General features: G+C 64.1%; 16 protein-coding genes and 1 tRNA gene. 13 read left to right on the top strand and 4 right to left on the bottom strand.

Annotated features, from left to right (window positions below; all coding sequences use genetic code 11):
• Nucleotides 1-133 precede the first annotated feature (133 nt).
• From trhO to CSC67_RS12430, 3 genes are read left to right on the top strand one after another with little or no spacing between them, the layout of a single operon-like run.
• Nucleotides 134-1,102: an oxygen-dependent tRNA uridine(34) hydroxylase TrhO gene (trhO, locus tag CSC67_RS12440; RefSeq protein ID WP_118994853.1), complete on the top strand. Its 969-nt coding sequence runs from the start codon at nucleotides 134-136 to the stop codon at nucleotides 1,100-1,102.
• An 11-nt stretch (nucleotides 1,103-1,113) separates the two neighbouring features.
• The gene (locus CSC67_RS12435) at nucleotides 1,114-2,076 is read left to right on the top strand and encodes an NAD(P)H-dependent flavin oxidoreductase (RefSeq protein ID WP_118994852.1); all 963 of its coding nucleotides are present in this window, start codon (nucleotides 1,114-1,116) and stop codon (nucleotides 2,074-2,076) included.
• An 8-nt stretch (nucleotides 2,077-2,084) separates the two neighbouring features.
• On the top strand, nucleotides 2,085-2,852 hold the full coding sequence (locus CSC67_RS12430) for a glutathione S-transferase (RefSeq protein ID WP_118994851.1): 768 nt from the start codon (nucleotides 2,085-2,087) through the stop codon (nucleotides 2,850-2,852).
• A 48-nt stretch (nucleotides 2,853-2,900) separates the two neighbouring features.
• Here CSC67_RS12430 and fabI read toward each other — a convergent pair whose 3' ends face one another.
• From fabI to gloB, 3 genes are read right to left on the bottom strand one after another with little or no spacing between them, the layout of a single operon-like run.
• Nucleotides 2,901-3,683: an enoyl-ACP reductase FabI gene (gene fabI / locus CSC67_RS12425; protein ID WP_118994850.1), complete on the bottom strand. Its 783-nt coding sequence runs from the start codon at nucleotides 3,681-3,683 to the stop codon at nucleotides 2,901-2,903.
• A 30-nt stretch (nucleotides 3,684-3,713) separates the two neighbouring features.
• Nucleotides 3,714-5,111 carry a transglycosylase SLT domain-containing protein gene (locus CSC67_RS12420; RefSeq protein WP_118994849.1) on the bottom strand — a complete coding sequence of 466 codons (1,398 nt, stop codon included), beginning with the start codon at nucleotides 5,109-5,111 and terminating at the stop codon, nucleotides 3,714-3,716.
• Between the two features lie 7 nt (nucleotides 5,112-5,118).
• Entirely contained in the window at nucleotides 5,119-5,913 is a 795-nt protein-coding gene (gene gloB / locus CSC67_RS12415) for a hydroxyacylglutathione hydrolase (RefSeq protein ID WP_118994848.1), read from the bottom strand.
• A gap of 31 nt (nucleotides 5,914-5,944) precedes the next feature.
• Here gloB and CSC67_RS12410 point away from each other — a divergent pair, with 31 nt between their 5' ends.
• From CSC67_RS12410 to CSC67_RS12365, 10 genes are all read left to right on the top strand, one after another.
• Entirely contained in the window at nucleotides 5,945-6,745 is an 801-nt protein-coding gene (locus CSC67_RS12410; protein WP_118994847.1) for a class I SAM-dependent methyltransferase, read from the top strand.
• On the top strand, nucleotides 6,742-7,209 hold the full coding sequence (rnhA, locus tag CSC67_RS12405; RefSeq protein ID WP_118994846.1) for a ribonuclease HI: 468 nt from the start codon (nucleotides 6,742-6,744) through the stop codon (nucleotides 7,207-7,209). The genes CSC67_RS12410 and rnhA overlap by 4 nt, the downstream gene beginning before the upstream one ends.
• Nucleotides 7,210-7,381: 172 nt before the next feature.
• On the top strand, nucleotides 7,382-8,482 hold the full coding sequence (locus CSC67_RS12400; RefSeq protein ID WP_118994845.1) for an efflux RND transporter periplasmic adaptor subunit: 1,101 nt from the start codon (nucleotides 7,382-7,384) through the stop codon (nucleotides 8,480-8,482).
• 13 nt (nucleotides 8,483-8,495) lie between these two features.
• A complete protein-coding gene (locus CSC67_RS12395) occupies nucleotides 8,496-11,528 on the top strand; it encodes an efflux RND transporter permease subunit (RefSeq protein ID WP_118994844.1) in 3,033 nt (1,010 codons plus the stop codon).
• Nucleotides 11,529-11,665: 137 nt separating this feature from the next.
• Entirely contained in the window at nucleotides 11,666-12,376 is a 711-nt protein-coding gene (gene dnaQ / locus CSC67_RS12390; protein WP_118994843.1) for a DNA polymerase III subunit epsilon, read from the top strand.
• 41 nt (nucleotides 12,377-12,417) lie between these two features.
• The gene (locus CSC67_RS12385) at nucleotides 12,418-13,314 is read left to right on the top strand and encodes a TetR/AcrR family transcriptional regulator (RefSeq protein ID WP_118994842.1); all 897 of its coding nucleotides are present in this window, start codon (nucleotides 12,418-12,420) and stop codon (nucleotides 13,312-13,314) included.
• Nucleotides 13,315-13,578: 264 nt separating this feature from the next.
• Entirely contained in the window at nucleotides 13,579-14,079 is a 501-nt protein-coding gene (locus CSC67_RS12380; protein ID WP_118994841.1) for an acyl-CoA thioesterase, read from the top strand.
• Between the two features lie 41 nt (nucleotides 14,080-14,120).
• Nucleotides 14,121-15,278 carry an acyl-CoA dehydrogenase family protein gene (locus tag CSC67_RS12375; RefSeq protein WP_118994840.1) on the top strand — a complete coding sequence of 386 codons (1,158 nt, stop codon included), beginning with the start codon at nucleotides 14,121-14,123 and terminating at the stop codon, nucleotides 15,276-15,278.
• Between the two features lie 14 nt (nucleotides 15,279-15,292).
• The gene (locus tag CSC67_RS12370; protein ID WP_118994839.1) at nucleotides 15,293-16,825 is read left to right on the top strand and encodes a class I adenylate-forming enzyme family protein; all 1,533 of its coding nucleotides are present in this window, start codon (nucleotides 15,293-15,295) and stop codon (nucleotides 16,823-16,825) included.
• Between the two features lie 57 nt (nucleotides 16,826-16,882).
• Nucleotides 16,883-16,957, top strand: a tRNA-Val gene (locus CSC67_RS12365).
• A gap of 593 nt (nucleotides 16,958-17,550) precedes the next feature.
• Here CSC67_RS12365 and CSC67_RS12360 read toward each other — a convergent pair.
• On the bottom strand, nucleotides 17,551-18,132 hold the full coding sequence (locus CSC67_RS12360) for a DUF2239 family protein (protein ID WP_118994838.1): 582 nt from the start codon (nucleotides 18,130-18,132) through the stop codon (nucleotides 17,551-17,553).
• Nucleotides 18,133-18,337: the final 205 nt, after the last annotated feature.

Raw genomic sequence — 18,337 nt, 5'->3', positions numbered from 1 at the left:
ATGGTGGCGAAGCAGTCTTGATTCAAGTGTCTTGCGCAGGACTCCGATAGGCTATCTTACGGTTTCGCCACGGCGGATACAACCGGGGGGCGGGGTAAAATGGCGGTTTCCGCCCAGTTCTGTGTTTTAAGCCATGGCCCAGTTTCTCGTTGCGGCGCTGTACAAATTCGTGCCGCTTGCCGATTATCGCGCTCTGCGCGAACCCTTGTTCGAATTCTGCCGGGCGCACGAAGTGCGGGGCACTTTGCTGCTGGCCGAGGAGGGCGTCAACGGCACCATTGCCGGCCCCGAGGCGGGGGTGCGGGCCGTGCTGCAGTATCTGCGCAGCGATCCGCGCCTGAGCAGTCTTGAACACAAAGAATCCTGGGCGCAGAATCAGCCCTTCTACCGGCTCAAGGTCAAGCTCAAGCGCGAGATCGTCACCATGGGCGTGCCCAATGTCCAGGCCGAAACGATGGCGGGCACCTATGTGGCGCCGGACGAATGGAACGAACTCATCGCCGACCCCGATGTCGTGTTGATCGACGTGCGCAACGACTACGAGGTGGCCATCGGCTCGTTCGAGGGCGCCGTCAATCCACACACGCGCAGCTTCACCGAATTTCCCGAATGGGTGGCGCAGCAGGCGCAAAGCGGCGGGCTGCTCGATCGGCAAAAAAAACCCAAGGTGGCGATGTTCTGCACCGGCGGCATACGCTGCGAGAAGTCCACCGCCTACCTGCGGTCCCAGGGCTATGACGAGGTCTATCATCTGCAGGGCGGCATTCTCAAGTATCTCGAGACCGTGCCCGCCGTGCAAAGCCGCTGGGACGGCGAGTGCTTCGTCTTCGACGAGCGGGTCTCGGTGGGACACGGCCTGCGTCCGGGCCATTACGAATTGTGCCGGGCCTGCCGCCTGCCGCTGTCCGAAGCCGACAAGGCCTCGCCTTTGTACGAAGAGGGCGTCAGCTGTCCTCATTGCCACGGCACGCATACCGAAGACCAGATGAGGCGCTTTCGCGACCGCCAGAAGCAGGTCGAACTGGCCCGCCGGCGCAAGACCCGCCATATCGGCGCAACCATGCCGGCCAGGCCGGCGCTCGAACCGGAAACCGACGCCTGAAGGAGTACGCCATGATCACCACGCCTTTTACCGAATCCTTCGACCTGCGGCACCCCATCGTGCTGGGTCCCATGGGAGGCGTGGCGGGCGGGCGCCTGGCCGCGGCGGTGTCCAACGCCGGCGGCTTGGGCCTGGTGGGCGGTGGCTACGGCGACCTGGCCTGGCTCAAGACCGAACTGGCGCTGGCCAAAGAGCTGTCCACCCGTCCCTGGGGCGCGGGCTTCATCACCTGGAATATTTCCGAAGCGGCTCTGGAGCTGGTGCTGGAGGCCCGGCCTTCGGTGTTGATGCTGTCTTTCGGCGATCCGGGCAAGTACGCCGCCACCATCAAGGCGGCGGACTGCCGGCTGATCTGCCAGGTGCAGGACGTGGCCGGCGCACGCCTGGCGCAGGCGGCCGGCGCCGACGTGATCGTCGCCCAAGGCACCGAGGGGGGCGGACATGGCGGCTCACGGGCCACGATGGCCTTGCTGCCCGCGGTGGTCGATGCAGTGTCGCCGACGCCTGTGCTGGCGGCGGGCGGCATCGCCGATGGCCGGGGCCTGGCGGCGGCTCTCATGCTGGGCGCTCAGGGCGTGCTGCTGGGCACCCGTTTCTATGCCACGCGCGAAGCGCTGGGTCACGATCAGGCCAAGCAGCGCATCGTCCAGGGGCAAGGCGACGCCACCCAGCGCACCAGGGTGTTCGACATCGTGCGCGGCTACGACTGGCCGGCGGGCTATACCGGCCGGGCGCTGCGCAACCGTTTCATCGAGCGCTGGGAAGGCCGCGAAGAAGAACTGGCCCGCGGCGTGGATATCGAGGGGCCGGCCTTCTGGGCGGCGGCGGCCGACGGCGACTACGACGTCGCCATGGTCTGGGCGGGCGAGGCGATCGATCTCATCGATTCCATTCCCTCCGCCGCCGAGGTGGTGGAGCAGGTTTCCGCCCAGGCCGAACTGCGCCTGCGCTCGGCCGCGGGCCTGCTGGAATAGGCCGGCCGGTGTCCGGGCTGCCCATTCTCTATTCTTTCCGGCGCTGCCCCTATGCGATGCGCGCCCGGCTTGCCATTGTCGCGAGCGGCCAGCGCTGCGAACTGCGCGAAGTGGTGCTGCGCGACAAGCCCCTGGCGCTGCTTCAGGCTTCGCCCAAGGCCACGGTTCCCGTGCTGGTCCTGCCCGATGGAAGCGTGCTGGCCGAGAGCCTGGACATCATGCTTTGGGCGCTGCGCCTGCGTGATCCCCTAGGATGGCTTGCGCCGGAACGCGACGGCCTCGACGCGATGCTGTCCTTGATCCGCGAATGCGACCGGCATTTCAAGCCCCGGCTCGATCGTTATAAATACCCGCAACGCTTCGCGCGGGAGCGCGACGCGTCAGCGGCGGACAATGGCGAACCCGCCGCCGGGGCCCGGAACGGGAGCAACGGTATCGATAGCAGCCGCGTTGATGTTTCGGGCAGCGAGAGCGAGGAAGCGTTGAGGCTGTGGGCGGCCGGGCATCGCGATGCCGGCGCGCGCTGGCTGGAAACACTGGAGGCGAGATTGGCGCAAAGCGCCTGCCTGCTCGGCGAACGCGCCTCGCTGGCCGACATGGCCATCGCGCCTTTCGTGCGCCAGTATGCGCACGTGGACCGGGATTGGTTCGAGACCTGTCCGTGGCCTGCCTTGCGGGCCTGGCTGACTGCCTGGATGGAATCGGACCTGTTCGCCCGCGTCATGGCCAAGTATCGGCCCTGGTCGCCGGACGCGCCCGCAGAGCTGTTTCCTTAGGAAGGCGAAGCCGCCCGGGGCGGGACGGGCCCGCCTTTGGCTCCAGCCTTATTCCATGCCCGGAACGACCGTGGAAAAGCCCGCGTCGACGTGGGTGATCTCGCCCGTGACGCCGGCCGCCAGGTCCGACAGCAAGAACGCCGCGACATTGCCGACGTCCTCGATCGTGACATTGCGGCGCAGGGGGGCGTGCGACTCGACGAACTTGAGAATGGAGCCGAAGTCTTTGATGCCGCTTGCGGCCAGCGTCTTGATGGGCCCGGCGGAGATGCCGTTGGCGCGTATGCCCAGCGGGCCGAGGGAGGTCGCCAGGTAGCGCACCGAAGCTTCGAGCGAAGCCTTGGCCAGCCCCATGGTGTTGTAGTTGGGAACAACTTTTTCGGCGCCCAGATAGGTAAGGGTCAGGACCGAGCTGTTGCGGCCCTTGAGCAGCGGCAGCGCGGCCTTGGCCAGCGCCGGGAAGCTGTAGGCGGAGATGTCGTGCGCGACGCGGAAGGCCTCGCGCGACAGGCCTTCGAGAAAGTCGCCGGCAATGGCTTCGCGCGGCGCAAAGCCGATGGAGTGGACCAGGCCGTCCAGGCCGTCCCATTGCCGGCCAAGCTGCTCGACGGCGGCCTCGATCTGGGCGTCTTCGGCAACGTCGCAAGGCAGGACGATGTTGCTGCCGAGCTCGGCGGCAAAGCCTTCCACGCGCTCTTTGAAGCGTTCGCCCACATAGGTGAAAGCCAGTTCAGCACCTTGCTGGCGGCAGGCCTGCGCGATGCCGTAGGCGATGGAGCGGTTGGACAGCACGCCGGTGACCAGGATGCGCTTGCCGTTTAAGAAACCCATGTTGAAGATCCTGTTGTATAGAAGTGGACGTCAGCCGTGCACATTGGTGCCGGGGATGCGAAGGCGCTTGCCTCGCGACAGATTGTTGCTGGGCAGGTTGTTGAGCTGGCGCAGTGCGCTGACCGAGGTGTTGTAGCGCTTGGCCAGGGCGAACAGGGTGTCGCCCTTGCGGACCGTGTGGGTGCGCACATTGCTGCTGCCGCCGCGCACGACCACCACATCGCGCCTGCCCGGGGATTTGGCGGCGCCGCGCGAGGCGGGAGCGGTGGCGTCGGCCGCGGGCAGTTCGAGCGAGGCCAGCATGATGCCGCCGCCGGACGGTTTGCCCGGCACCACCAGTGTCTGGGCGACGGCGCGCGTGCTTTTCCGGCTCAGGCCGTTGAGAGCGCGCAGTTGCTCGAGCGAGACGCCGAACCTCTTGGCGATGGACGCATACGATTCGCCCTTTTTGCTCTTGTAGGTGGTCCAGCCGCCGAGCTGGTCTTTATAGGCTTCGAGGTTGGCGTTGAAGACGTCGACGCGGTCGGTGGGCAGCAGCAGCGTGGGCTTGTGCTCGGCCAGGAAGATGGGCCGGTTGAACGACGCGTTGAGCGCCTTGAACTCGTCGAGCGGCATCTCGGCCAGGCGGGCCGCCGTGGCCAGGTCGAGGGAGGGGGGCTCGATGACGGTGGTGAAATAGGGCTGGTTGTCGACCAGCGGCAGGGTGATGCCGTACTTGGCGGGATCGGCGATGATGTTCTTGATGGCCTGCAGCTTGGGCACGTAGTTGCGGGTTTCGTCCGGCATGGCCAGCGCCATGTAGTCGGTGCGCAGGCCTTGTCCGGCATTGCGGTCGATGGCGCGCTTGACCGCACCCTCGCCCCAGTTGTAGGAGGCCAGAGCCAGATACCAGTCGCCCTGGAAATCGTACAGATAGGTCAGGTAATCGAGCGCGGCATTGGTGGAGGCGACCGGGTCGCGGCGCAGGTCGCGCCAGGTGTCCTGCTTGAGGTTGTAGTGCAGGCCGGTGCTGGGAATGAACTGCCACAGGCCCGACGCCTTGGCGCGCGAGTACGCGGTGGGATCGTAAGCGCTTTCGACGAAGGGCAGCAGGGCCAGTTCGGAGGGCATGCCGCGCTCTTCGAGCTGATCGACGATGTAATACAGATACTTGCCCGCGCGCTCGCTCATGCGATAGACCGATTCCGGATGCGAGGCGTAGTAGGCCGTCCATTCTTCCACCAGGTCGGAATGCAGGTTGGGAATGGCGAAGCCGCGCCGGATGCGGTCCCACATGTCGCGCGGCGCGTGCGTGAGGTCGATGGTGCGCGAGGTGTCGGAGGCGCTATAGCTTGTTTTGACGGGGCGGTGGTTGCCGTGGGGAGCATTGCTGGCGCAACCCGCCAGAACTGCCACGAAGAGCAGGATGAATAGTCGTAGGCAGTTCATTGGTGATTTATTGAAAGCTGTTTTTCCATTCGCGTAGACAGGCAAAGACCGCAACGGCCGAATCGAGCGGCGCTTGCGCATGCGCGCGCGCGGCGGCCGAGACACCTTCCTGCAGAGGCCGCAGGAAGGGATTGGTTTCAAGTTCGTCGCCGATGGTGGACGGGACGGTGGGCAGGCCCTGCTCGCGCAGCTGCTGCGCCGACTCCCAGCGCCGCTGCAGCGCGGCGTTGCCCGGCTCGACCTGCAAGGCCCAGCGCAGATTCGACAAGGTGTATTCGTGGGCGCAGCACACCAGGGTTTCGAGCGGCAGCGCCTTGAGTTTGCTCAGCGAATTCAGCATCTGGGCGGGAGTGCCCTCGAAAAGGCGTCCGCATCCGGCGGCAAATAGTGTATCACCGCAGAAAACCAGGGGCGTGTCGTCGTCCATGTAGCCGAAGTAGGCGATGTGGCCAGCCGTGTGGCCGGGAACGTCCAGCACGGAAAGCCGCAGGTCCAGTTCTTGTATATAGACCTCGTCGTCTTCTTTGAGACGCACGTCGCACACCGGCAGGGTTTCGCCCAGGGGGCCATAGACGGTTGCGCCGGTGAGTTTCTTGAGCGCCTCGACGCCGCCGACGTGGTCGGGATGATGATGTGTCAGTAGAATGGCGTCCAGCCTTAACTGGTATTCTTCCAGGAAGGACTCGATCGGTGCGGACTGGCCGGGGTCGACCACCACGGCGCGGCCATCGCGGCTCAGCACCCAGATATAGTTGTCGCTGAACGCGGGTACGGGCGTCAGCCGGCTGCTTGTGTGTGCCATCGTAGTTTCCACCCTAACGCAAGGAGCTCATGTGTCTGTTTCGTCGGACCAGCCTCTGGCCGTAGAGCTAGCCCAATGGCTGACCACGCCGGTCGGCCAATATGTACAAAGCTGGGAACAGAAAAAGATCGACGGCATGGTGGCCAATGTGTTTGGCTACCATGCCCTGCAGATCGGACAGCCTCAGTGGGATTTGTTGCGCGCCAATCGTATTCCCAACAAGGGGCGCACGCATTCGTGCTGGGACGACGCGCGGCAAAACGATTCTGATGTCGCCTTGTATGCCGAACCCGAGAACCTGCCTCTGGAAAGCCAGAGCATCGACCTGCTGATATTACCCCATGTCCTGGAGTGTTCCAATAGTCCGCACCAGGTGCTGCGCGAGGCCGAGCGGGTGCTGGTGCCCGAGGGGCGGGTGGTGATTTCCGGCTTCAACCCCTGGAGCCTCTGGGGCGCGCACGAACGCATTCCGGGGCTGGATCCCATCGTTCCGGTGCCGGCCCACATGCAGGTATCGCTGGGCCGGCTCAAAGACTGGTTCAAGCTGCTGTCCTTTGAAGCGGACCGGGGCCATTTCGGCTGCTATGCGCCGCCCGCGCTCAGCACCAAATGGCTGTCGCGCTGGGCGTTCATGGAGTCGGCCGGCGACCGGTGGTGGCCGGTGTGCGGCGCCGCCTATGTGGTGTCGGCGGTCAAACGGGTGGCGGGCATGCAGATCATCGGGCCCGCCTGGAAAGACAAGAAACAGCGCGTCCGGCGCGCGGCGGTGGTCGCGGGACGCCATTCGGGCGCCATGCGGGCGTCCGGCCATAGTGAATCAAAGCAATCATGAGCAGTAATCCTGTTGAAATCTGGACCGACGGCGCCTGCAAGGGAAACCCCGGCTGGGGCGGATGGGGCGCGTTGCTGCGCCAGGGCCGTCACGAGAAGACGCTTTTCGGCGGCCAGGCCGACACCACCAACAATCGCATGGAATTGCTGGCCGTCATCGAGGCGTTGAAGGCGCTCAAACGGCCTTGCCACGTGGTCGTGCACACTGATTCTCAGTATGTGCAGAAGGGCATGACGCAGTGGCTGGTCAACTGGAAGCGGCGCGATTGGCGCACCGCCGACAAGAAGCCAGTCAAGAACGCCGACCTTTGGCAGGAACTCGACGAACTTGTCGGGCGCCATGAGGTCACATGGAAGTGGGTGCGCGGCCATGCCGGCGACGCCGGCAACGAGATGGCCGACCAATTGGCCAATATGGGCGTCCAGCAGGCGCGCTCCATGGCCGCCTCGGCGGATGCGGGCTAGATTCCGTCGGCGCTGAAGGGCGACTGCACCGGCCGATGAAGTCCAGGCGGGGCGGCCGCGCGCGGGCGGCCGGCGACGTCCGCCGGGCGTGCGGCGTCTTACCTATTTTTTGGCGCTGCGCCGCTGCAACTGCGCTACTATCTGCGACGGTAGGATACAGATTGTCAATTTCATGAAAGCAAATACCTTGGGATGGATCGTCGCACTGGGCGCGGGCGTGGTGCTGGGCGTGGCGGGAGCCGGATGGTGGGCGGGGAAGCAGGCGTCGCAGCCGCAAGGCCCGGTCGCTGCCGCGCAGCCCGCCAAGGCCGAAGGCGGCACGCAGGTCGAGGTGGCCGAGGTCAGGCTCGAGTCCATGCCGCGCAGCGCCACGGCGGTGGGTACGCTGCGTTCCAAGGATTCGGTCGTGCTGCGTTCCGAAATCACTGGCCGCATCACCGAGATCAATATAGAAGAGGGCGGCAAGGTCAAGCGTGGCGATGTGGTGGTGCGGCTGGACGACAGCGTCGCCAAGGCCCAGGTGCAGCAGGCCCAGGCCAGTCTTGCCCTGGCCGTCAGCCAGGACCGGCGGGCCGGCGAACTGACCCGGCAGGGTTTCATCAGCAAGCAGGCCCGCGACGAGGCCGCCAGCCAGTTGCAAGTGCAGCGGGCGGCGCTGGCGCTGGCCAAGGCGCAATTGCAGAAAACCGCCATCGTGGCGCCTTTCGACGGCCTGATCGGCCTGCGCAATGTGTCGGTCGGCGACTATGTCGGCCCGGGCGATGTCCTGGTGCCCATCGAGTCCGTCGATCCTCTTCAGGTCGACTTCCGTATTCCGGAACAATATCTGTCGCTGGTGCATCCCGGCCTGAAGCTTCGCCTGCGCTTCGATGCCCTGCCCGGCCAGGTCCGCGAGGGCGAGGTCGGCGCGGTCAGCCCCTCCATCGACGTGGGCGGGCGCTCTATCCTGCTGCGCGCCAATGTGGGCAATGCCGACGATGCGCTGCGGCCCGGCATGTTCGCGCGGGTCGATCTGCAGTTTGCCGACGATCAGGTGCTGACCATTCCCGAAACCGCCCTGGTTCCCTCGGGCGAAGAGCGCTACGTATATCGTGTGGCCGACGGCAAGGCCGAACGGCTGGCGGTGCGCATCGGCCAGCGCCGCGGCGGCCGCATCGAGGTCACCTCGGGCTTGTCGCAGGGCGACGAGGTGGTGGTGGCCGGCCTGCAGAAAGTCATCGACGGCGCGCCGGTGAAGGTGATCGGCCGGGCCGCGACCCCGGCCGAGTCTTGAGGCGGGCCGCCCCATGGTTCTATCCGAAGTCTGCATCAAGCGCCCGGTATTCGCCACCGTCCTGTCCCTGGTAATCGTATTGATAGGATTGATTTCCTACGAACGCCTGACCGTGCGCGAGTATCCGGCCATCGACGAGCCGGTGGTGTCGGTGCGCACCGATTACAAGGGCGCCTCGCCCGAGGTGATCGAATCGCAGGTCACCAAGCCGCTGGAAGACCAGTTGGCCGGCATGGAAGGGGTCGACGTCATGACGTCGCGCAGCCGCTCCGAGACCAGTTTCATCAATATCAAGTTCGGCCTCGACCGCGACCCCGACGCGGCGGCCGCCGACGTGCGCGACAAGGTGGCGCGGGCCCGGCGCTTTTTGCCGGACGAAATCGACGAGCCCATCATCAGCAAGGTCGAGGCCGATTCCTCGCCCATCATTTTCCTGGCGGTGAACGCCGGCGGCATGTCCACGCTCGAAGCCTCGGACTACATCACGCGCTACGTGAAGACGCGGCTGTCGGTGCTTCCGGGAGCGGCCGAGGTGCGCATCTATGGCGAACGCCTGCCTTCGATGCGCATCTACGTCGATCGCGCCAAGCTGGCGGCGTATCGCCTTACCGTGCAGGACATCGAAGACGCCCTGCGTTCTCAGAACGTCATGATTCCGGCCGGACGCATCGAATCCGAAATGCGCGAATTCTCGGTGGTGTCGACGACCGACCTGCAGACGGTCGAGCAGTTCCGCGATGTCATCGTCGCCAACGAGCAAGGCTATTCGGTGAGGATGAGCGATGTGGCCGACGTGCAGATAGGCCCCGCCGACGAGCGCATCATGGCGCGCTTCAACGGCAGCGACGGGCTGCTGATCGGCATTACCAAGCAGTCCACTGCCAACCCGCTGGACCTTTCCAAGGCCATGCGGTCGGAGGTCGAGCTCATCAACGAAGGCCTGCCCCAGGGCATGAGCATCGACGTGGCCTACGACAGCTCGGTGTTCATCGAAGAATCGATCAAGTCGGTCTATCACACCATAGGCGAGGCCATCGTCCTGGTGATTCTGGTGATCTTCTTCTTTCTGCGCAGCGTGCGCGCCAGCCTGATTCCCATCGTCACCATTCCGGTGTCGCTGATCGGCGCCTTCGGAATCATGTTTTTCCTGGGGTTCTCGATCAACACGCTGACACTGCTTTCCATGGTGCTGGCCATCGGCCTAGTGGTGGACGACGCCATCGTCGTGCTCGAGAACATCTACCGGCACATCGAGGAAGGCAAGACGCGGCTCGAGGCGGCCTTCATCGGTTCCAAGGAGATCGGCTTCGCCATCGTGGCCATGACGCTGACCCTGGTCACCGTCTACGCGCCGCTGGCCTTCGCCACCGGGCGCACCGGGCGGCTGTTCATCGAATTTGCGCTGACCCTGGCCGGCGCCGTGCTGGTGTCGGGCTTCGTGGCCCTGACGCTGACGCCCATGATGTGCGCCACGATATTGCGGCACCAAAGCGGGCATGGGCGCCTTTACACCTTCATCGAGAACCTGCTGGTGGGCCTGACGGACCGCTACCAGCGCAGCCTCAAGCTGGCCTTGCGGCACCGGGCCATCGTGCTCGTGCTGGGGCTGCTGGTGGCGTTGGCCAGCGGCGTGCTGTTCAAGACGGTCAAAAGCGAACTGGCCCCGGTCGAAGACCGCGGCGTCATCTACGGCATCGTCACCGCGCCCGATGGCTCTACACTGGACTACACCCTGCAAAGCATGCGGCGCATCGAGGCCATGTACGCCGATATTCCCGAGGCCTCGGGCAACCAGACGGTCATCGGCTTTCCGACCGTGGTGGACGGCTTCGCGATCTTGCGCCTCAAGCACTGGAACGAACGCGACAAGTCGCAGCAAAGCATCGCGGCCGAACTGCGGCCGCGCTTCGATGCCTTGCCGGGAGTGCGGGCCTTTCCCACCAATCCCGCGTCGCTGGGCCAGCGCGCCACGTCCAAGCCAATAGAGTTCGTGTTGCTCAGCCAGGCTTCGTATCCCGAGATGGCGCAACTGTCCGACGCCTTCATGGCGCGCCTGGCCGAATATCCCGGCCTGCAGAACATCGAGTCCGACCTTCGCCTGAACACGCCGGAGCTGCAGGTGCTGGTCAATCGCGACAGGCTGGCCGACGTGGGCGTGGACGTCGGCACGGTCGGCCGCACCCTGGAATCCATGCTGGGCGGGCGGCAGGTGACGCGCTTTCGCGACGGCGGCGAGCAGTACGACGTCATCGTCCAGGTCAAGAAAGAAGACCGCGCCGATCCTCGCGACATTGCCGACATCTACGTGCGGACGCGCGACGGCGGCATGGGGCAGCTTTCGAACTTCCTGGACGTGAACGAAAGCGTGTCGCCCCAGTCGCTCAACCACTTCAACCGCCTGCGGGCCGTCAAGATCCAGGCGGCCGTGGCGCCGGGCTACGCCCTGGGCGAAGTGCTGGACCACATGAACGCCGTGGCGGCCGAGATGCTGCCTGAAACCGTGCAGACCGACCTGGACGGCCAGTCGCGCGAATTCCGGGATTCGTCGGGCAACATCTACCTGGTCTTCCTGATGGCGCTGGTCTTCATCTACCTGGTGCTCGCGGCCCAGTTCGAAAGCTGGCGCAATCCGCTCATCATCATGCTGTCCGTGCCCTTGTCGATGACCGGCGCGCTGCTGGCCCTGTGGCTGTCGGGTGGAACCTTGTCCATCTACAGCCAGATCGGCCTGATCACGCTGGTGGGCCTGATCACCAAGCACGGCATTCTCATCGTCGAGTTCGCCACCCAATTGAGGGCGGAGGGCATGGAGAAGCTCGACGCGGTCATCCAGGCCAGCATACTGCGCCTGCGCCCCATCCTGATGACCACCGGCGCCATGGTGCTGGGCGTGCTGCCGCTGGCCTACGCCAGCGGCGCGGGCGCCGAGTCCCGCCAGCAGATAGGCTGGGTGCTGGTGGGCGGCCTGTGCCTGGGGACCATATTGACGCTGTATGTGGTGCCGGTGGCCTACACGCTGATCGCGGGCAAGGTGAGCCGCAAATAGAGAGAGGCGCCCGCCGGCGCCCCGGCGCGCGTGGCGGGCCGGCAGCAGCCATGCTGCATGGATGCGCAGACCGTTCTACAATCTGTGGCGGGCCGTCATGAGGCGGCCCGAGTTTTTTCAGCCAGGGTCAGCCGTTCATGCGTCAAATCATTCTCGATACCGAAACCACGGGACTGGACCCGGCGCAGGGCCACCGCATCGTCGAAGTGGCCTGCGTCGAGATGGTCAACCGCAGCCTCACGGGCAACCATCTGCACCTGTACCTGAATCCCGACCGCGACAGCGACCCCGAGGCGCTGGCGGTGCATGGGCTGACCACCGAATTTCTGTCCACCCATCCCAGGTTTTCAGAAGTCGCGCATCATATCTGCGATTTCGTGCAAGGCGCTGAAATCATCATCCACAATGCCGCCTTCGACCTGAAGTTCCTGGACGCCGAACTGCAGCGCGTGGGACGGCCGGCCTTCAACACTTTGTGCGGCAAGGTGATCGATTCCCTCCTGCATGCGCGCGAGCTGCATCCGGGCAAGCGCAATTCCCTGGATGCCCTATGCGAACGCTACGGCATATCGAATGCACACCGCACGCTGCACGGGGCCTTGCTCGACTCGGAGCTGCTGGCCGAGGTGTGGCTGGCGATGACGCGCGGCCAGGACGCGCTGATCATGGATTTCGGCGGCGCCGAAACGCAAAGCGGCAACGGCGTGCAGCTGGAGCGCTTCGACGCCTCGGTGCTGCAGGTGCTGTCCGCCGGCGCAGACGAACTCGCGGCGCACGAGGCCTACCTGGATGCGCTGGACAAGGCCGCCGGCAAGCCTTGCGTGTGGCGCGCCCAGGCGGCGAATTGAGCGCCCTCGGCGTCCTGTCATAGGACCCGTCCCGGCCCCTCATGACCACAAGCCCTTCCGCCAGCAGCCGCTCCAAGCCGGACATCGAGGCCAGGGTGCTTCAGTATGGCCTGGAGCAGCCCACCCTGGGCCAGTTTTCGGTCGCCCAGGCCCTGCAGGCCGAAGGCCTGAAGGTCTCGGCCTCGACGGTGCGCAACATCTGGAAGCGCCATGGACTGGAGACGAGCTATCTGCGCCTGCTCGCCAAGTCCAAGGGCTCGGAAGGCGGCGGCAAGGCCGAACTCAACCAGGACGAACTCAGCCAGCTCAAGCGCGAACGACGCAATCGACGCCTGGCCGCGAAAGCCAAGGGGCAGGACGAGGCCGTATCGGCTCTGAGGCGTGAAGAGGTGCTGCTGGCGGCGGCGCGCATCTTCGCCGCCAAGGGATATGCCGAGACCTCGCTGCGCGAAGTGGCCGCGGCGACCGGCATACAGCCCGCCTCGCTGTACTATCACTTCGCTTCCAAGGAAGACCTGTTCGCAACGGTCCACCACCTCGGCATCAGCCGCGTCAACGATGCGCTCGATGCCACCATCGCCTCATACGAAGACCCTTGGAAACGGCTGGAAGAGGCCTGCGCCACGGCCTTGAAATTCCAACTGAACCCCAGCGAGCTGGCCGTCGTCGTGCGCGTCGACCCCGGCATACGCTATCCGGCCCGGCTGCAGCGGCGCATCGATGCCGACCGCGCGTCGTACGAAGACCGCTTCCGCCTCTTGATAGACGGGCTGCCCCTGCACGCCAAGGCCGACCGGACGCTGCTGCGCCTGACCCTGCTGGGGGCCCTCAACTGGACGAGGGTGTGGTACAGGCCTTCGGGGCCGCTGTCCGCCGAAGAGATCGGCCGGCAACTCATACGCATCGTCTTCGGCTACGGCTTCCAGCGGGTCCGGTAGCCGGCAGCCAAGGCAACTGGCGGCGCGACACGGCTCGTCCTGGCGCTTCTCCCCGTTCCGCTCCCTCGCATTCACTGCTTTCCCCATGAGCTCGGCGGCTTCGCCATGCATGCATGGAAAAGGCACGGCAATAAATAACTTGTCGAACATATATTAGTTAAGGTACATTGGCGATGAATCATGGATGGCTCGAAGAAGCGTTCCCTTTTCAGGTAGCGAAGGCAGCCATCATCGAATCAGGCGGCGAACCGCCACGGAGACACAATGCAAGTCGAGAACGCCGACTACGGCGCACCCTACATACACCGCCGCACAGTCCGCTTCGGCGAGACCGACGCCGCCGCCATCGTCTATACCGTGCGCTTTTTCGACTACGCGCTGGACGCCATCGACGCCTGGTACGCCGACGTGCTCACCCTCAGCCTGTACAGCCTGAATGTGGAGCACGGCATCAGTTGTCCCTTCGTGCACGCCGGTATCGACTTCCAATCGGCCCTGCGGCCGGGCGACGAGCTGGCCGTCACCGTGCTGGTCCAGGCGTTGGGACGCTCCTCGCTTACCTTCCGGATACTGGGCGCCCGCGCGGACGGCACACCTTCCTTCTCGGGCACCTTCACCGTGGTCTTCGTCGACGGCGCCGCCATGCGCTCCATTCCCATTCCCGAGCCCATCGCCGAGCGCATCCGCGAATACCGGCAGCGTTGTCCGGCCGAGGGCGACGAGGGCGGCGGCTTGCCCGCCAAAGCGGGCGCCGTGGCCCCATAACGGGTCGCGGCAAAACCAAAGACACTTTTGAGAGTATTCAGATGCCTATCCAGAAACCATGGGACGACGAAGTGGTGCAGGGCGTGCAGCGCTTCGTCCAGCAGAAGATCGTCGGCCGCGCGCAGGAGCTCGAGGCCGACCAGCGCTACCCCGAAGAAATCGTTTCGGCCTTGAAGGAGCTCGGGCTCTTCAGCATCGCCGTGCCCCAGGAGTATGGCGGGCTGGAGCTTTCCGTGCCCACCTATGCCAGGATCATGGAAGAGCTCGCCGCCGGCTGGACGACGCTCAGCTGTTTTCTCAACAGCCATACCTCCGCGTCCAGCATACTGGCCAGGCACGGCACCGAGGCGCAGAAGCAGAAGTGGCTGCCGCGCATGGCCACCGGCGAACTGCGCGTGGCCATCGCCCTGACCGAGCCAAATGGGGGTTCCGACCTGCAGGCCATACGCAGCAAGGCGCGCAAAGAAGCCGGCGGTGGCTATGTGCTGAACGGCTCGAAGATATTCATCACCAACGGCGCGCGCGCCGGCGCGGTCGTGGTGCTGGCCCGCACCGCAGACGGGAAGGACGGCATCAGCCTGTTCATGATCGAGAAAGGCCTGCCCGGCTTTACCGTGGGCGCCAATGCACGCACCCTGGGCCATCGCCATATCGACGTGGCCGAGCTGGTCTTCCAAGATGTGAAGCTGCCCGCCGGGAGCCTGATAGGGCAGGTCGAGGGGCAGGGCCTGAAACAGATGCTGGACGCCCTGGAAACCGGCCGCATCGCCATGGCGGCCACGGCCGTGGGCCTGTCGCGTTCGGCGCTCAAGGCTGCGCAAGATTTCGCAATGCAACGCGTGGCCTTCGGCACCGAGATCATCAACCACCAGGCCATACAGATGCATCTTGCCGACATGGCCACCCAGACCATGGCGGCGCAGTCCCTGGTGCAGACCGCGGCGGCTGTCAAGCAGAGCGGCGAGCGCGCGGACATGGTCTGCGGCATGGCCAAGCTCTTCGCCGGCGAGACCTGCGCCAAGGTCGCGCTCGATTGCGTGCGCATCCACGGCGGCGGCGGTTTCGTCTCCGACTTTCCGGCCGAGCGCTACTATCGTGAAGCGCCTTATTTCATCGTGACCGAAGGCACCAACGAAATCCAGAAGCTGATCATCGCCAAGCGCATGCAGGCGGGCGACGCCGAAGCCCTCGGCCTGTAAGCAAGGAGACACGCATGAACGACGCCCCGCAGCTGGCCCAGGCAGAAGCCTTGAACGCCTTGAGCCTGATAGACCGCCATATTCGCGAGCGACCCGACCACGCGGCCGTGCTGTTCGAGGGCCGGCCTCTCAGCTATCGTGAGCTGGGCGAACGCATCGACGCCGTGGCCCTGGCGCTGCGCGAGAAAGGCGTGGGCGCAGGCAGCCGCGTCTGCATCATCGCCCGCAATTGTCCTGATTACTACGCGGCCTACCTGGGTGTCTTGAGGGCCGGCGGCACGCTGTTTCCCATCAATTCCGACCTCAGCCGCAACGAAATCGCCTACATCGTCGAAAAATCGGATCCCGCGCTCGTCATTCACGACGACGACTGCCGGCAGGCCGTACTCGATACATGGAGCCGGAATGCCATCGACGCGCCGCACTGCCTCCTGGACGAGCTGTTCGAACGCGGCGCGCACCTGCGCCAAGCGAGCGCGCCCGGCGGCGAAGACTGGCCGCGCCGCGAGCCGGACAGTGTCGCCGTCGTCATCCACACCTCGGGTACGACGGCGCTGCCCAAAGGCGTGGTGGCCACCGACCGTATGGAAGTCGCTTCCGCCCGGGCCTTGATACAAGCATGGCGGCTCGGCCCCCAAGACATGTCCGTCTGCGCCTTGCCGCTTTCCTACACTTTCGGCCTGTTCACCGCCTCGTTCGTCGCCTTGTGCGCCGGCGCCACGGTGCTGCTGTTCAAAAAGTTCAACCCCGTGCGGGTGCTCGAGGGTGTCCAGCAACACGGCGCCAGCTACATGGTCGGCGTGCCCGCCATGTACGCCATGATGCTCGAGCATGTGGATCAAACCGGGAAGACATACAAGCTGGACCGGGTGCGCTTCATGGCCTCCTCGGGTGCGCCCATCGCCTCCATCACCAAGAAAGAGTTCCATCGCCGCATGGGCGTGCCCCTGCTCGAATACTATGCCCTGTCGGAGTGCACGCCCATCTTCTCGTTCGACTTCAGCGAAGTCATGCCGCCCATCGGCTCGTCCGGCAAGCTCGTGCCCGGCGCCGAGGTCAAGATCCTGGACGACGAAGGCAAGCCCGTGGCCGCGGGCGAGACGGGCAGGCTGCTGGTCCGTTCCGAGCGCCTCATGCCCGGCTACTACCTCGACCCCGAGCGCAATGCCATGGCCTTCGTGAACGACTGGTTCAACACCGGCGACCTGGCCTATTGCGACGCCGAGGGCTTCTATCACGTGGTCGGCCGCGAGCGCGACCAAGTCATATCCGGCGGCCACAAGATCTCCGGCGCCGAGGTCGAAGACCAGATTCTGCTGCACGAGGCGGTCGCCCAGGCCGCCGTCGTGGGCAGCCCCGACAAGATCCTGGGCGAAGTCATCAAGGCCGTCCTGGTGCTCAAGGACGGCTGCCGCGTCGACGCGGCCGACATCATCGCCCATTGCGAGCAGCGCCTGGCCCGGCACAAAGTGCCGCGCATCGTCGAGTTCAGGGATTCCCTGCCCACCAGCCCGGCGGGCAAGGTGCTGAAGCGGCAGCTTGTGTGACGTTGTGTTAGAATAACGGACTTCACTTCCCAAGGCATTCAAGCTTTCGGCGCTTTGGGGCGGTTAGCTCAGTGGTAGAGCACTGCCTTCACACGGCAGGGGTCACTGGTTCGAACCCAGTACCGCCCACCAAGAAATCCCCTTTAAAAATTAATAGGTTATGAACTTGTAGCCTATGATGTCTTCTTTCTTCTCCTTGTGTTTGCCCTGCTCTCGTCCTACGGAGATAAAGAGTATGGTCAGGGTCGGATAGTCTCCGACTTCGCCTTGGCTCCAGGAACGGATGCTTGACCCGTCAATCGGTATCCCCTACGCTGCTGGAAATTACACAACAAGTTTTTCGCAAGTGATTATTTGCACCGTATCTGGCAGCCTATGATCGACTAATAGCAGAAAACTAAAACAAAAAGGGGAAGACAATGAACAAAGCGGCAATACACGAGCCAAGCCTTTTCAAACTTATTATTCTTGTTGCGTGCATAGTGGTTGCAATGTTCTTTGCAACCGCCCTGACGGCGCTTGTATTCATGCCAAACCAGCTTATTACAGGCATGCCGTTTGAAGATATGACGTTTCTCCTGCCTCTGGCTTTATCCACCCTATGCAGCGCAAGCGTCTTGGCCTGGTATGTTCAGTCACATAGGTCCAGATCCAAGAGATAACGACAAAGCGCTGACTGACTGCTTTGGGTCGAGGCTGTGTGAAAACTCTCTGATGTTGGCAGGTCAGCATCCGCCAAATGCCGGTTCCGCCAAGAGGCGCGCATGATCACGCAAATCGGCTGGCCAACTGTCGCTCATGGCAAAAAAGCGGGCCCTGTCGCACGCATAGAGTGCCCGCGCAGCCTCTTCGTAGCCGGGCTGGTTACCCAGCATGGCCATCATGAAGCGATCCGACGCCTGCTGAGCTTGGCGTGCCAGCTGACCGTGATCCTTACTCTTGCGAGCTGCGTCCACCAGTCGGCGTAGCGTTGCTGAAGCACCGCCTGGCTGCTCAGAAAGCCAATCCCAATGTCGCGGAAGCAACGTGACCTCTCGGGAAACCACCCCCAGCTTTGGACGTCCGGGCGATCTTGGAGCAGGGTGGTGCTGCATCTCGTCCTGGCTTTCCAGGCGCGCCGTAATTTCCTCATCGGTGCCCCGCAAGTCAAAGTCGACCTGCCGGCCTGTTTGATTATCGAAAATAAGAATTGTGTCGGTCTGCTCACGCATTAGCGTATTCCTGACTGCAATGGCCACATCGCTTGGGCCACCTGTCAGAACAAGGCGCGACCCCGCGAAAGCTGAGTATCGGTTTGAATCCGGCATGGCTATCTTTTCCGTATATTTTTAATCACGGAGACATTTTACCCGGGTATTATTAAAATAACAATATTACCCGGGTAGATTGACCAAAGAAGCTTGGAACGCCAACCGCTCTAATTGGGTGAGCGCCGACCTCCAGAATTTCGCCGGTCATGCCGACTGAGACGGCTCTCGTACCGGTCGTGTGGATTTTGCGATCGAGCCAGTC

Source organism: Pusillimonas caeni (assembly GCF_003545815.1).
Lineage (GTDB): Bacteria > Pseudomonadota > Gammaproteobacteria > Burkholderiales > Burkholderiaceae_B > Pusillimonas > Pusillimonas caeni.
This window is presented reverse-complemented; position numbering and strand designations above follow the sequence as displayed.